11 protein-coding genes and 17 tRNA genes are annotated in these 14,100 nt (G+C 38.9%); 3 read left to right on the forward strand and 25 right to left on the reverse strand.

What is annotated here, in order from left to right; translation table 11 throughout:
* The first annotated feature begins 108 nt into the window (after positions 1–108).
* Together thiC and N178_RS23675 are read left to right on the forward strand one after the other, a co-directional pair.
* The gene (thiC, locus tag N178_RS23670; protein ID WP_045295306.1) at positions 109–1,878 is read left to right on the forward strand and encodes a phosphomethylpyrimidine synthase ThiC; all 1,770 of its coding nucleotides are present in this window, start codon (positions 109–111) and stop codon (positions 1,876–1,878) included.
* Positions 1,856–2,044, forward strand: coding sequence for a hypothetical protein (locus N178_RS23675; protein ID WP_045295307.1), 189 nt, complete (start codon positions 1,856–1,858; stop codon positions 2,042–2,044). Before thiC ends, N178_RS23675 begins: the two co-directional genes overlap by 23 nt.
* A 101-nt stretch (positions 2,045–2,145) precedes the next feature.
* Here the strand turns inward: N178_RS23675 and N178_RS23680 are convergent, their stop codons facing one another.
* From N178_RS23680 to queG, 8 genes are all read right to left on the reverse strand, one after another.
* Positions 2,146–2,601 (reverse strand): VanZ family protein, encoded by a 456-nt coding sequence (locus N178_RS23680; RefSeq protein WP_224357742.1) that lies wholly within the window; start codon positions 2,599–2,601, stop codon positions 2,146–2,148.
* 260 nt (positions 2,602–2,861) lie between these two features.
* Entirely contained in the window at positions 2,862–3,758 is an 897-nt protein-coding gene (locus N178_RS23685) for a cation diffusion facilitator family transporter (RefSeq protein ID WP_045295312.1), read from the reverse strand.
* A 143-nt stretch (positions 3,759–3,901) separates the two neighbouring features.
* A complete protein-coding gene (locus N178_RS23690) occupies positions 3,902–4,933 on the reverse strand; it encodes a DUF3231 family protein (RefSeq protein WP_045295308.1) in 1,032 nt (343 codons plus the stop codon).
* A 104-nt stretch (positions 4,934–5,037) separates the two neighbouring features.
* Positions 5,038–6,216 carry a sporulation protein YhbH gene (gene yhbH, locus N178_RS23695; protein ID WP_028412691.1) on the reverse strand — a complete coding sequence of 393 codons (1,179 nt, stop codon included), beginning with the start codon at positions 6,214–6,216 and terminating at the stop codon, positions 5,038–5,040.
* Positions 6,217–6,537: 321 nt separating this feature from the next.
* Complete coding sequence (locus N178_RS23700) at positions 6,538–8,433, reverse strand: PrkA family serine protein kinase (protein WP_013055179.1); 1,896 nt, start codon at positions 8,431–8,433, stop codon at positions 6,538–6,540.
* A 460-nt stretch (positions 8,434–8,893) separates the two neighbouring features.
* Positions 8,894–9,367: a tRNA (uridine(34)/cytosine(34)/5-carboxymethylaminomethyluridine(34)-2'-O)-methyltransferase TrmL gene (gene trmL / locus N178_RS23705; RefSeq protein WP_016762878.1), complete on the reverse strand. Its 474-nt coding sequence runs from the start codon at positions 9,365–9,367 to the stop codon at positions 8,894–8,896.
* A 64-nt stretch (positions 9,368–9,431) separates the two neighbouring features.
* Positions 9,432–10,319 (reverse strand): amidase domain-containing protein, encoded by an 888-nt coding sequence (locus N178_RS23710; protein ID WP_045295309.1) that lies wholly within the window; start codon positions 10,317–10,319, stop codon positions 9,432–9,434.
* Between the two features lie 72 nt (positions 10,320–10,391).
* Complete coding sequence (gene queG / locus N178_RS23715) at positions 10,392–11,528, reverse strand: tRNA epoxyqueuosine(34) reductase QueG (RefSeq protein WP_033580873.1); 1,137 nt, start codon at positions 11,526–11,528, stop codon at positions 10,392–10,394.
* A 129-nt stretch (positions 11,529–11,657) separates the two neighbouring features.
* On the opposite strand from queG, the gene N178_RS23720 reads away from it, so the two are divergent.
* A complete protein-coding gene (locus tag N178_RS23720; protein ID WP_045295310.1) occupies positions 11,658–12,323 on the forward strand; it encodes a B3/B4 domain-containing protein in 666 nt (221 codons plus the stop codon).
* 115 nt (positions 12,324–12,438) lie between these two features.
* Here N178_RS23720 and N178_RS23725 read toward each other — a convergent pair.
* The 17 genes from N178_RS23725 to N178_RS23805 all read right to left on the reverse strand — a co-directional run bounded on the left by N178_RS23725 (position 12,439) and on the right by N178_RS23805 (position 14,091).
* Positions 12,439–12,512, reverse strand: a tRNA-Gly gene (locus N178_RS23725).
* A gap of 72 nt (positions 12,513–12,584) precedes the next feature.
* A tRNA-Leu gene (locus N178_RS23730) sits at positions 12,585–12,666 on the reverse strand.
* 30 nt (positions 12,667–12,696) lie between these two features.
* Positions 12,697–12,785: transfer RNA gene (locus N178_RS23735), tRNA-Leu, on the reverse strand.
* Between the two features lie 14 nt (positions 12,786–12,799).
* Positions 12,800–12,873, reverse strand: a tRNA-Cys gene (locus N178_RS23740).
* Positions 12,874–12,905: 32 nt separating this feature from the next.
* A tRNA-Gly gene (locus tag N178_RS23745) sits at positions 12,906–12,980 on the reverse strand.
* A 5-nt stretch (positions 12,981–12,985) separates the two neighbouring features.
* Positions 12,986–13,060 (reverse strand) — tRNA-Gln (locus tag N178_RS23750).
* 28 nt (positions 13,061–13,088) lie between these two features.
* Positions 13,089–13,164, reverse strand: a tRNA-His gene (locus N178_RS23755).
* Positions 13,165–13,194: 30 nt separating this feature from the next.
* Positions 13,195–13,268 (reverse strand) — tRNA-Trp (locus tag N178_RS23760).
* Between the two features lie 5 nt (positions 13,269–13,273).
* Positions 13,274–13,357 (reverse strand) — tRNA-Tyr (locus N178_RS23765).
* A gap of 10 nt (positions 13,358–13,367) precedes the next feature.
* A tRNA-Thr gene (locus N178_RS23770) sits at positions 13,368–13,443 on the reverse strand.
* A gap of 25 nt (positions 13,444–13,468) precedes the next feature.
* A tRNA-Phe gene (locus tag N178_RS23775) sits at positions 13,469–13,544 on the reverse strand.
* A 15-nt stretch (positions 13,545–13,559) separates the two neighbouring features.
* Positions 13,560–13,635 (reverse strand) — tRNA-Asp (locus tag N178_RS23780).
* 3 nt (positions 13,636–13,638) lie between these two features.
* A tRNA-Met gene (locus tag N178_RS23785) sits at positions 13,639–13,715 on the reverse strand.
* Between the two features lie 11 nt (positions 13,716–13,726).
* Positions 13,727–13,802: transfer RNA gene (locus tag N178_RS23790), tRNA-Val, on the reverse strand.
* Between the two features lie 23 nt (positions 13,803–13,825).
* Positions 13,826–13,900, reverse strand: a tRNA-Glu gene (locus N178_RS23795).
* A gap of 21 nt (positions 13,901–13,921) precedes the next feature.
* Positions 13,922–14,013 (reverse strand) — tRNA-Ser (locus N178_RS23800).
* A 3-nt stretch (positions 14,014–14,016) separates the two neighbouring features.
* Positions 14,017–14,091 (reverse strand) — tRNA-Asn (locus N178_RS23805).
* Positions 14,092–14,100: the final 9 nt, after the last annotated feature.

Here is a 14,100-nt window from a genome sequence, read left to right on the forward strand (position 1 = left end):
TATGTTTATTCTTTTTTCGCCTATTCCATCGGGTTCTGTCTATCACAGAACCCGATTTTTTTATGGTTCGGTATAGCTACACTTTATGCGAAACCGGAGGAATATGTAATGTCAAAACAAAATGTATCAGTTTCTATGAAAAAGCCTTTTCCAAACAGTCACAAAGTATATGTCCAAGGATCCAGACAAGACCTTAAAGTGCCTATGCGTGAAATTCATCAGTCTCCTACTACAGGGTCTTTTGGTGAAGAAGAAAATAGTCCCGTACGTGTATACGACACGAGCGGTGTTTATACAGATCCCTCTTATGAAATTAATTTACAAAAAGGATTACCAGCTCTGCGCGAAAAGTGGATTGCAGAACGAAACGATGTAGAAACATATCAAGGCCGTACGGTTCAGCCACAGGATAACGGTTATTATGATGGTGATCCAAGAGATCAGTACGAGCGCTTTATTACTAATCGTTTACCTTTGCGCGCGAAAAAAAATCAAAATGTAACGCAAATGCACTATGCGAAAAAAGGAATCATCACGCCCGAAATGGAATTTATCGCTATTCGTGAACAGATGGATCCTGAAGTTGTGCGTGAAGAAGTAGCAAGAGGACGTGCGATTATCCCTAATAATATCAATCACCCTGAGAGCGAACCGATGATTATCGGCCGCAAATTCCACGTGAAAATTAATGCTAATATCGGAAATTCAGCTATTCGTTCAGCTATTGAAGATGAAGTAGAAAAAATGACATGGGCAACGCGTTGGGGAGCCGATACAATTATGGATTTATCAACAGGAAAGGATATCCACACAACACGCGAATGGATTATCCGCAACTCGCCTGTTCCTGTAGGGACCGTTCCTATTTACCAAGCGCTTGAAAAAGTAAAAGGTGTAGCAGAAGATCTAACGTGGGAAGCATATCGCGATACATTAATTGAACAAGCAGAACAAGGTGTTGATTACTTTACTATTCACGCAGGTGTTCTTTTACGCTATATTCCTCTGACAGCGAAACGTACGACAGGTATTGTTTCACGGGGAGGATCCATCTTGGCGCAGTGGTGTTTAGCTCATCATGAAGAGAACTTTTTATATACTCGCTTTGAAGAAATCTGTGAAATCTGTAAAGCATATGATATTTCTATTTCGCTTGGCGATGGGCTACGTCCTGGTTCCATTGCAGATGCTAATGATGAGGCACAGTTCGGTGAATTAGAAACGCTTGGTGAATTAACTAAAATTGCTTGGAAACACGATGTTCAAGTTATGATTGAAGGTCCTGGACATGTCCCTATGCACCTCATCAAAGAAAACGTAGATAAACAAATGGAAATATGCCAGGAAGCTCCCTTCTATACTCTTGGACCGCTTACAACTGACATCGCTCCAGGCTATGACCATATTACATCGGGTATTGGCGCTGCAATGATTGGCTGGTTTGGGACAGCTATGCTTTGCTACGTAACGCCAAAAGAACATTTAGGTCTGCCGAATAAAGAAGACGTTCGAGAAGGCGTTATCACCTATAAAATTGCTGCGCATGCCGCTGACCTGGCAAAAGGCCATCCAGGAGCACAAAAACGCGATAATGCACTGTCTAAAGCAAGATTTGAATTTAGATGGAATGATCAATTTAACCTGTCACTAGATCCAGAGCGTGCAAAAGAATATCACGATGAAACACTTCCCGCTGAAGGTGCTAAAACAGCCCATTTCTGTTCAATGTGTGGACCTAAATTCTGTTCGATGCGTATTTCTCAAGATATTCGTAACATGGCTCACGAAAATGAAAAAGATGTAAGCGAAGTAAGAAAAGAAGGAATGAAAGAAAAAGCTAAAGAGTTTGTTAACAGTGGTTCAAATATCTATCAATAATGAAGTAGAACAGCTTAAAGAACAAATTAAGCAGCTTGAAGGAAAGTTATTATTTGTTCAGCAAAATTGTCAGCACATTATCGTTGAATCCTCACATTCTTCCGTAAGACGCTGCATTAAGTGTTTCTATCAACAAGAAGCAGAAGCTGGGAAAAAAGTATTTTAGTTGAAGAAAGATCCGAACGAGCTGAATTCTTGATTAAGAATCCAACTCGTCGGATTTTTTCATTGGTAGGGTAAACGTAGATTTCATGCATGGAGTTACTTTCATCTTTTTTTGAAACGTGCTTTCAGCATGTTCTTAATCCAATATAGTATTTTAATAATAACCCAGCCTATAAATGTACCTAGCGTATTCAAAAAGATATCATCAATATCAAATACGCGTTCCGTTAGCTTGTACTGTAAAATTTCAATCAAAAAACTGATTAAGAAACCAGTCGTAAACACTTGAATAAAACCGTCAAACCACTTCATAAACAAAGGAATAAACATTCCAAGAGGCGCAAACATCACGATATTTCCCAGTATATTTGTCAGAGTGAGCATTATATTCCCGCTGTCCCACATCAGACGGATCGTACTAAATAAATCCAAGTTCATTGCTTTTCCGTAAACATGTTCGTTTTCCCGTATGAGAGTAGCATAAATGACCACTGCCGTATACGCAATAAATAGAGTGAACATGACTTTTTTAACGATTGACCTGATGCTTACATTCACTTCAACATCACCTTCTTTGACTCCCAAAACCATTTATTATTATCTATATGTACCCGTCCACTGCTTTCATTCGTAGTGAATGCATTTACATGCTTTTTTATCCTATCACATCAATAAATAAATACAATTCCCTTTATACAATTTTATTAAGCTTGATTCTTTATAAATAAAAATCCTCATCATTTTATTCTACTCATTTCATTAATTTCTACATCTATAAATAATAAGAAGCAGCGAGATAACACTTCGCTGCTTCTTATTTAATCTGGATAATAAGGATTCAAATGGATTAATACTTCCTGAATATTATCATGCTTTTTCATAAGTGTAGCTTTGATCTCTCGTCCTAAATCATGGCCTTCCTTAATTGTTTTAAAGTGGTCAATTGAAATACGTACATCCACTAATATGTAATGGCCATGTTCTCTTGCTCGAACGCGATCAATCCGCTTCACATCTTTAAATTCATAAATACTTTCTTCAAGTTCTTTCAGTAGCTCTTCATCAATATTGCCTTCCATTAAGATTTGAAAAGACTCTCCCATCATTTGTCTGGCAATGTTAAAAATTAAATAAGCAACAAAGATACTTGCTATTTTATCTCCGTATAACAGCAGTTGAACATCCATTTTATCACCAATAATGGATAATAAAACACCAATTGCCGCCGCAATAGAAGCAACAATATCTGCTTTATGATCAAATGCAATTGCCTCAATTGCCTTACTGTGGTGCTGCTTCGCTACGTTTAAAGAATAACGGTACAACAACACCTTTGCTATGTATGAAATAACTGCAATCCACATGGCTAAAATATTTGGAGATTCAACCGGATGGAATAAACCAACGACTCCTTCAAATACCACATAAAATGATACAAGCAATAAAATAATTCCTACAATCCCTGAGACAATTACTTCTGCTTTTCCATGCCCATATGGATGATCATCATCTGCCGGCTTATTTGCTACTCGTATAACCAACAAGACAATAATAGAGGCAAATACGTCTGCTGCAGAGTGAATACCATCAGCAAATACGGCATCACTATTTCCAACCCATCCTACTATTACTTTTCCTAGCGTAAGGGCAATATTGCTCCATACGCTAATCCATGCTACTTTTTTGGCAATGGACTCCCTTATACTATTGTTCATTTGCACACCTCGACTTACTTCTTGAAAAATCAGCTTTTTTATCTTATCACTGTTCATTCAAGTGGGTCTAGAGCAACCTATTTTCATTTAGCTATATATGTTTCAGCACCGCAAAATTACTGATAATCCACAACATATCTTTCTTATTTCTCTGCCAGCTTCTTACGATCAGTTGCCATTGGAGGTTCTTCCATCCACCCTTGCTCAATCATAATTCGAATTCCATCTTTTCCGTACTTCCCTATGCGCCCAATTAGCTGAGAAAATTCTACTGCTACATCCGAACGGAAGGCCATAGACAAACCAGCACCGCAGTTATCAATAGCGATCGTCACCGCTGTAGAAGTATGATACATCATCAGCTTATCTGAAAACGGTGAAATCGTTGAGTTGGTTACATATGCATCAAGCAGCCTCGGACTTGGTAAATCAGCTTCAGACAGTAACTCGGTGAAGTGCTTGATTTGCTTACTTGCAAGCTTGACTCCATCAAAAAAATAAGAGCGTAATTTTTGTGTGGTAGCTACTTGACTAAAGGCCAGCATCAGCGTTTTGCCTAATACGTTTGTATTAACAATTTCTTGAATAGCCGTAACCTCTAAAGAAGTTAAAGGATGCATTTGTGAGAAAAATGGTGATATAAATTTTTTTTCATCAACAAAATTCACTTTTACAGGATAAGGAATAACTGGAGGTCTCATCAGCATGCTTTTTCTTAAAATAACGTGGTTAGAATTCTCTAAAAGAATGTCGCTTTCTTTTACACATCGAGATAGGTGATCATAAATATCTTGCCTTCTCACTGCGCTTAGCGCCCTGGCATATTTCTTCATACCTCCAATGGCCATTTCGTTTACATAAATAGCCATAAAAATATCATCAAATAAAGCAGGAACTCCTTTGTTCACATCTTGTTCCCCAAACCCTACTGGTATTGGAATTTTTTCTGAACTGAATAATTCCGTTAATTCATCTACATGGGTTTGTGAAAACTGATGTGCTTTTTTTAAGAGTTCTTTAATCTCTGGATCTTTTACAACAGATAGAAAGTAACCAAGAACACATACATACAGCGTATCACCTAAATATTGCGCCCATAAGTAACCTAACTCGGCTGCATTCAACCGCTGATTTTGTTGACGTTTTTGCATTTCACTCTTTATATCTTCGTTCATTCACTTATTCTCCTTTTGGATAAGGTCGTACTTTTACTATCTCCAAAGAAGCGCTGAATAAACCGCATAAAAAAGACCTAGATAACAAGTCTAGGCCTTTTAGGTTATGCATATTTCTGGTCTTCGGTCTCTTTTCTAAAAAAGCTCTTCATCGCGTGAAAAACGTCTGATTTTTGTTTTAAAATAAAGTGTCTAAAGCTTTCGTCTTGAATATTTTTGTACGCAGACATTAAAGTGGAATGTCGATTGTACTGATTCACTTCCCCATACCCAAACATATTTGACACTTTCATTAATTCATTTACTAACTTTACACACCTTGCGTTATCTGAAGTTAAGTTATCACCATCTGAAAAATGAAACGGATAAATATTATAACGGCTCGGATCATACTTTTGGTTAATTAATTCAAGCGCTTTTCGGTAAGCAGATGAGCAGATGGTTCCTCCACTTTCTCCTTTAGAGAAGAAGTCTTCTTCTGACACTACTTTTGCCTCTGTATGATGCGCAATAAATTCAATTTCCACTGTTTCGTATTTCGTACGTAAAAAGCGTGTCATCCAAAAGAAAAAGCTTCGTGCCATATATTTTTCCCATATGCCCATCGAACCGCTCGTATCCATCATAGCTAAAACGACTGCTTTAGATTCTGGCTTTATAACTTCATTCCACGTTTTGAATTTCAGATCCTCAGGATAAATAGGATGAAAAGCAGGCTTTCCTGTCATTGCGTTTCGCTTATAAGCGCTCATCATCGTTCGTTTTTTATCAATATTCCCCATCAAACCTGTACGTCGTATATCATTAAATTCAATGTGTTCCACAACAATTTGATCAGATTCTTTTCGCTGAAGATTAGGCAGTTCTAATTGAGCAAATAAAGCCTCTTGAAGCTCCATGAGGGACACTTCCGCTTCAAAGTAGTCTTCTCCAGCCTGGTCACCTGCTCCTTGACCTTTTCCTGCTCCTTTTTGACCATCTCCAGCAGATCCGTCACGTGCTACTACATCCCCAACTTTACTGTCTCCATCACCTTGACCCACATGTTTGTTTTTATCATAATTGTACCGAATTCGATATTCATCCAATGATTTGATCGGGATTTTAACAACTTCTCTTCCATTGGACATCACGATATTTTCTTCTGTAATTAAATCCGGTAAATTATTTTTAATTGCTTCTTTAATTTTTTCTTGATGTCTTTTTTGATCATCGTGGCCTTTACGATGGAGGGACCAGTCTTCTTTTGAGACAGCAAAACTTTTATCTACTTCTTTTCCCACGCTTTTCCCCTCCTTATTTAAAAAACACCTGCACGTTTTTACTCGGCATGCATAAGCTATACCGAAAGTTTCTGACAAATACCTTTACTTCAAAGGTTGGTTACTCTTATCCTATGCGCAAGAATGGTATACTTGCTAACTAATTCTTTCACTATTAACTATTCATTTTATAGTGTCTAGTGTCATGTATATGTTTATGACTTATCATATGATGGTTAAGTGCAATGCGTACTACACACTTGCCTAATTATGCAGAGTATTTTAAAGATAAGAAAAACATGGCACAGATCGGAAGTGCCATGTTTTCTTGTTAGTACTGAGTTATCGATTTAACAAACTTCCTACATAGCGCAGCAGTTCATTAGCAGATACTGAATTGTATCCATGCTCATCAATCAATCGAGCCACTACTTCATTTACTTTCTTCAGCTGCTGCTCATCTGGTGTTTTAGTGGACGTTGTAATTTTCACTACGTCTTTTAAATCCGCAAACAATTTTTTCTGAATCGCTTCGCGTAAGCGCTCATGGGAATTATAATCAAATCGTTTTCCTTTACGTGCATAAGCGGAAATACGAATTAAGATTTCTTCGCGGAATGCTTTTTTTGCATTTTCTGAAATACCAATTTGTTCTTCAATTGAACGCATTAATTTATCATCTGGATTTAACTCTTCTCCTGTTAGCGGATCACGAAGCTTATTTTTGTTGCAGTATGCTTCGACATTATCTAAATAATTATCCATTAATGTTTTAGCAGACTCTTCGTACGAATAAACGAACGCTTTTTGCACTTCCTTTTTAGCAATTTCATCATATTCTTTACGCGCCAGAGAAATATAATTCAGGTAACGCTCTCGGTCCTCAGCAGAAATAGACGCATGCTGTGCTAACCCTTCTTTCAATGAACGCAGTACATCTAATGCATTGATTGATTTAATATCTTTTCGAATGATGGTAGATGAAATGCGATTAATGACATAACGAGGATCAATACCGCTCATTCCTTCATCCGTATACTCTTTTTGTAACTCTTCTACGTCTGCATCGTTATAGCCTTCTACAGATTGACCGTCGTATAGGCGCATTTTCTTTAATAAATCGATATCGCCTTTTTTAGGCTCTTTTAATCTTGTTAACGTAGTAAAGATAGACGCAATACGTAACGTATGAGGGGCAATATGAACATCTGATACGTCGCTTTCACGAATCATTTTGTCATAAATTTTTTCCTCATCACTTACTTTTAAGTTATATGGAACAGGCATGACAATAATTCGTGAATGCAAAGCTTCATTTTTCTTATTGGAAATAAACGAGCGATACTCCGTTTCATTTGTATGCGCTACGATTAATTCATCTGCACTAATTAAAGCAAATCTTCCTGCTTTAAAGTTTCCTTCTTGGGTTAAAGAGAGTAAATGCCATAAAAATTTCTCGTCACATTTTAGCATCTCCTGGAACTCCATCATTCCCCGGTTTGCTTTATTAAGCTCTCCGTCAAAGCGGTAAGCGCGCGGATCTGACTCAGATCCATACTCTGCAATTGTTGAAAAGTCAATGCTTCCTGTTAGGTCGGCAATGTCTTGAGATTTCGGATCAGAAGGACTGAACGTTCCAATTCCAGTTCGTTTGTCCTCTGAGAAGAAAATGCGTTCGATAATGACGTCTTCAATTCTGCCGCCATACTCTTCCTCTAATCGCATTGTATTTAAAGGAGATAAGTTTCCTTCAATTCGGATACCATACTCTTCAAAGAAGTCTTTACGTAAATGATGTGGAATTAAATGCAGCGGATCTTCATGCATTGGGCATCCTTTAATAGCATAAACAGCTCCTCGATCGGTAAGCGAATAAGCTTCAAGCCCTCTTTTTAACATGGTCACTAGCGTCGATTTACCACCACTTACTGGACCCATTAAAAGTAAAATACGTTTACGAACATCTAAACGCTTTGCAGCTGGATGAAAATATTCTTCCACCAAGCGTTCTAGCGAATCTTCAAGTCCAAACATTTGTCCACTGAAAAATTTATAATGTCTTTTACCATTTACCTCTTCAATTCCTGCATCCTTTATCATGTTGTATACTCTAGAGTGTGCAGGCTGAGCAATTAAAGGCTCATCTTTAATCAGCTTTAGGTACTCTTCAAATGTCCCTTCCCACTTAAGACGATTCTCTTCTTCGCGGTATCTTTCAACTTTCTTTAATATATCCATTAAAGGACCTCCCCTACTAGTTATGGTGCTAGTGAACAAGATTAATACAATCTATGCAGCAAAATGTTTGAACATGCTTTTTAAATTGTAAAATTCAGAAATTTGTCCTTGCTAGGCATTCACAGTGAAGTATTTATTAGCTATAATAAAAGAGTAAGAAGGAACGGTTAAACGTTGTTAGAGAACTTACGTCTCTATAAGAGTTATTTTGTCATTATTACACATCATGAGATATGGGAAGTCGGGTTTTAACTGTAATAGCTGTATAATCCTTTTAATTAGATTGAGGAGGAAAATCAATGCGCTTACTTTTAGTATTAGGAGTAACAATTGCTTTTTTAGCATCCATCTTCAGAGCGGGATACAATGATAAACCGGGCGTTAAAAAATAACCACTACATATCATCGTCGACATAAATAAAAAAGCGAGGTTCAATAAAATTTGAACCTCGCTTTTTACTTAAGATAAACCAGCATAATTTTGTTGGCGCAGCGCTTCATAGATTAAAATAGCTGCTGTATTAGATAAATTTAAAGAACGAACATTTTCTGTCATCGGTAAACGAAGACATCTCTCCATGTTCTCTTCAATAATGTGCTTTGGCAGACCCTTTGTTTCTCTTCCAAATACGAAGAAATGATCCTGCTCTAAGTCACTATAATCAAATGTTGTATGTGGCTGCTGACCAAATTTTGTGATGAAGTAGAAACCTGCTTCAGGATACTTTTCAAATACTTCTTCTAATGAATCATGATACACCACATTTACAAATTCCCAGTAATCCAATCCAGCTCGCTTTAACATTTTATCATCTGTTGAAAAGCCTAACGGTCGCACTAAATGCAGCGTCGTATTGGTTGCTGCACATGTTCGCGCAATATTTCCTGTATTTGCTGGAATTTCTGGTTGAAATAATACTACGTGTACTCCCACGAATTTTCACCTCTGCTAACAAATCTATTCATCATTATACCACTAACTTGCTAAAACGAAAGTCTTACCGATCAACGATATGGAAAAAATCATACTTAATCTTTGGCGTGTAAGCCGTTGAATCTTCATAAGCCCAATATCTCATTCGACTATTATACGTGTTCGCATTCACAAGAGGCATACCGTGACCGTCTTTTGCTACAACAATCGTCGTATGATTCCATCTTCCATCTCCTTCAAAATCGTAGCAGATAACGTCTCCAGGGACAAGTTCGCTTGCTGAAGATTTCCGCACAGCCCGAAGTCCAGATTTGGAGTTACTTAAATAGCTGTGCATGGAATGAGCAACTGCCCAGCTGTAACTCCAGGCGTTCCCTCTCATCCACCATCCGTTTGCTTTTTTAGGATATCCTCGCATCGGCGCCTTTCCTGCATGCAAACACTGTGAAATATAGTTGGTGCAGTTTACCTCAAACTGCTTATAACTTTCATTAGGTTTATCCCAATATTTTTCTGCATACTGAACAGCCGCAAGACGATCATAATAAGAGGCTCTTTCTTCGTCTTGCTCTACTTCTTCTACATCCATGTTAACCTCATCTTCAGAAAAATTCTTTACCAGCAGCTCATCTTGAATAAGCGTATCTTTATAAAAAAGAGCTAAACGATCTTCAATTTCTTCTTCTATATAGAAAAAATCGTTTTGTTTTAAAAATGCCTGAATGTGCACCTTATATAATACTCTTGTTTCTTCCTGATCCCTATGAGCAGATTGAATAGAACCTTTCATGTTACATTTTAAAACATCAACATCTCTTTTTTTTATAAGAGACCGCTTTAGTTCACACTGATGTTCAATGAAAGGCTTAAAGTCCTCATGAAGCTCACCTTTTACATAGCTGTCCGCACGCGCTTTAATTAAAGTATATAATACATTCCTTTTTGTTAGCATAATGTCACCACTTTTCTAAGCGTTTATTATACGCTATGACTCATTAGCTAACTTTATCAATAAAAATACGGTTTAGATCTCTTGAAGCATTTCTATACCTTTTGACATTTCTTCAATTACTTCTTGGTCCTTTTCTTTTTCTCTTAAGTTCATAAGTGTATCTAACGCTTCTTTATCACCAATTTTGCCTAACGCCCATGCCGCTGTTCCTCGAATGACAGGGCGAACGTCATTTTTAATTAACTCAATTAAATCTGGAACGGCGGTTTGATCTTTAAAATGGGCCAGTGCAATAATGGCATTACGCTGAATTGGCTTTTTCCCTCTCCAAGACCCTGAAACATGCCCAAATTTCTCTTTGAATTCACGATTACTCATCGTTAAAAGCGGTTTTAATTTAGGCTTCGCAAGTTCTGGGTCAGGCTCCATCTCAGGGTGGAAATGAAAGTCTTTTCCTTTATTTTCAGGACACACAGTTTGACATGTATCACAGCCATATAAACGATTGCCTAATTTACTTCGAAATTCTTCAGCTAAAAATCCTTTTGTTTGGGTTAAAAAGGCAATGCATCGCTGCGAATTCAGCTGACCGCCTGTTACAAGCGCGCCGGTAGGACACACGTCCACGCACTTATTACAAGTACCACAACCGTCTTCTATCGGTTTATCAGGAGGAAACGGGATATCTGTAATCATTTCTCCTAAATACACGTAGGAACCGAATTCAGGTGTAATAATGGCACAGTTCTTACCGCTCCAGCCAATACCAGCTCTTTCCGCTACAGCTCGGTCCGACAGCTCGCCTGTGTCTACCATCGATTGAAGGATAGCTGCAGGTACTTTTTCTTTTATGAAAGCTTCAAGCTTTTGAAGCCTATCACGTAAAACCGTATGATAATCTTGTCCCCAAGAAGCACGGCAAAAGATCCCTCGGCGATCTTCCTTTGTGCTCTTTGGTGCATCCTTTAATTTAGAAGGATACGCAAGTGCAATTGAAATAATAGATCTAGCTTTTGGAACAACTAATGTGGGATCTACTCTCTTTTCAATATCAGGTTCTTCAAAGCCTGAAGCATAACCTAACTCTTGCTGTGCTAACAATCGATTCTTTAATTCATCAAACATAGAAGCACTCGCAAATCCAATCTTATCGATTCCAATCTCCTTGCTGTATGAAATAATTTCTTCCTTCAACTGATACGCATTCATAGTGAGTCATAGCCTCCTTTCTCAGAAATTCTATATATTCATGCATTGAACTGTTTTCTCACTCAATGAAATGATAGGATGGTATCTATAAACGAACAAATACTAATTATAATAGAAAGGATCAAAAAAATGAACTTTACATTATCACCCTCTATTAAACAGCTTTGCCCTTCTTTTAAAATGGGAATCATTCAGTATAAAAATATTGAAGTTGGCGATTCTCCTCAAATGCTAAAAGGACGTCTACGCCTTTTTCAAGAATCCATTTATTTCGACCTTGAGTCAAAAAAAGTAACAGAATTTAAAGGTGTTAGCGAGTGGAGAAAGCTTTTCAAAACATTTGGTACTGATCCAAGTAAATACCGTCCTTCTATAGAAGCTTTAATTCGACGAATAGGAAAACAAACGTATCTGCCTTCTATCAATTCTGCTGTGGACATTAATAACTTTTTTTCATTGCAATATGAAGTACCAATTGGAATTTATGATTCCTCTAATTTAGAGGGCCACGTTGAATTTACTATCGGTAAAAAAGAAGAGTCTTATGAAGCTCTAAATGAACGTAACATTTCTTTAGAAAATAAAATCATTTCAAAAGATGCCCTCGGAGCTTTCGGAAGCCCTTATGTTGATTCTAACCGAGCGTACGTAACTGAAAAGACAACACAAGCTGTACAGTTCATCTATTTAAAACCTTCACTTTCAGAAGAACAGGCTTATAAACTAACTAAATCCCTAAGTGACATGTTCATTCAAATTCACGGCGGCGAAGCAACCTATCAAGTCATTAACTGATGTACGTAAATACAGCGTCTATCTTGAAAAGATAGACGCTGTATTTACGCTAAAAATAAAAAACGCAACATCTCAGCTTTGAAAGCGAGACACTGCGTTGTGATAACAATATGTATGGAGCGGGTGATGAGAATCGAACTCACGACATCAGCTTGGAAGGCTGAGGTTTTACCACTAAACTACACCCGCAAATATTATCAAAATTTGTCGACCAATAAGTAAAAATAAAAACAGGAATCATCCTGTCAAGTAAAGCTAAAGTACCGATGGTCGGGGTCGAACCGACACTCCCGAAGGAACACGATTTTGAGTCGTGCGCGTCTGCCAATTCCGCCACATCGGCAAAATAAAAAAGGCAAGTTAAAATTATAAATGGTGCCGAGGGCCGGACTTGAACCGGCACGGTAGTCACCTACCGCAGGATTTTAAGTCCTGTGTGTCTGCCAATTCCACCACCCCGGCAGCTTGTAAATAAATGGAGGCGGCAACCGGATTTGAACCGGTGATAAAGGTTTTGCAGACCTCTGCCTTACCACTTGGCTATGCCGCCATTTACTCAAGACTAAATAACTTTATTAAAATTGGAGCGGAAGACGAGGTTCGAACTCGCGACCCCCACCTTGGCAAGGTGGTGTTCTACCACTGAACTACTTCCGCAAATATGGCTGGGCTAGCTGGATTCGAACCAACGCATGACGGAATCAAAATCCGTTGCCTTACCGCTTGGCGATAGCCCAATATTGGAATATGCATATCGTTTATAAATGGGGCGACTGATGGGAATCGAACCCACGAATGCCGGAACCACAATCCGGTGCGTTAACCACTTCGCCACAATCGCCACGTATATATGCAATGTTAATTTTATAATTGGCAGGGGCAGTAGGAATCGAACCCACACTGACGGTTTTGGAGACCGTAGTTCTACCTTTAAACTATGCCCCTGTAAATGGTGGAGGGGGGCAGATTCGAACTGCCGAACCCGAAGGAGCGGATTTACAGTCCGCCGCGTTTAGCCACTTCGCTACCCCTCCACAATAACTGTGGTGCCGGCAAGAGGACTTGAACCCCCAACCTACTGATTACAAGTCAGTTGCTCTACCAGTTGAGCTACACCGGCATTTTAAAAACATTTGTTTTTAAAATGGTGGCTCGGGACGGAATCGAACCGCCGACACAAGGATTTTCAGTCCTTTGCTCTACCAACTGAGCTACCGAGCCTTATTCAATTTAAAATGGCGGTCCCGACGGGAATCGAACCCGCGATCTCCTGCGTGACAGGCAGGCATGTTAACCGCTACACCACGGGACCATTTGGTTGCGGGGACAGGATTTGAACCTGCGACCTTCGGGTTATGAGCCCGACGAGCTACCGAACTGCTCCACCCCGCGATGATAATATATGGTGGAGGATGACGGGATCGAACCGCCGACCCCCTGCTTGTAAGGCAGGTGCTCTCCCAGCTGAGCTAATCCTCCACTATTATGTAGATAAAAATAAATGGTGACCCGTACGGGATTCGAACCCGTGTTACCGCCGTGAAAGGGCGGTGTCTTAACCGCTTGACCAACGGGCCACTGTGCTAATTAAATAAAAATGGCGGAGAGCAAGGGATTTGAACCCTTGAGACAGCGTTAACCGCCTACACGATTTCCAATCGTGCTCCTTCGGCCACTCGGACAGCTCTCCAAATGGCTCCACAGGTAGGACTCGAACCTACGACCGATCGGTTAACAGCCGATAGCTCTACCACTGAGCTACTGTGGAATAATAATA

Source organism: Priestia aryabhattai B8W22 (genome assembly GCF_000956595.1).
GTDB classification, from domain to species: Bacteria; Bacillota; Bacilli; order Bacillales; family Bacillaceae_H; genus Priestia; species Priestia aryabhattai.

Excerpts from the sequence above, each read along its gene's own strand:
- N178_RS23690 (WP_045295308.1), bottom strand. The coding sequence starts at position 4,933 with ATGAACGAAGATATAAAGAGTGAAATGCAAAAACGTCAACAAAATCAG.
- N178_RS23685 (WP_045295312.1), bottom strand. The coding sequence starts at position 3,758 with ATGAACAATAGTATAAGGGAGTCCATTGCCAAAAAAGTAGCATGGATT.
- N178_RS23700 (WP_013055179.1), bottom strand. The coding sequence starts at position 8,433 with ATGGATATATTAAAGAAAGTTGAAAGATACCGCGAAGAAGAGAATCGT.
- thiC (WP_045295306.1), top strand. The coding sequence starts at position 109 with ATGTCAAAACAAAATGTATCAGTTTCTATGAAAAAGCCTTTTCCAAAC.
- queG (WP_033580873.1), bottom strand. The coding sequence starts at position 11,528 with ATGAATGCGTATCAGTTGAAGGAAGAAATTATTTCATACAGCAAGGAG.
- N178_RS23720 (WP_045295310.1), top strand. The coding sequence starts at position 11,658 with ATGAACTTTACATTATCACCCTCTATTAAACAGCTTTGCCCTTCTTTT.
- N178_RS23710 (WP_045295309.1), bottom strand. The coding sequence starts at position 10,319 with ATGCTAACAAAAAGGAATGTATTATATACTTTAATTAAAGCGCGTGCG.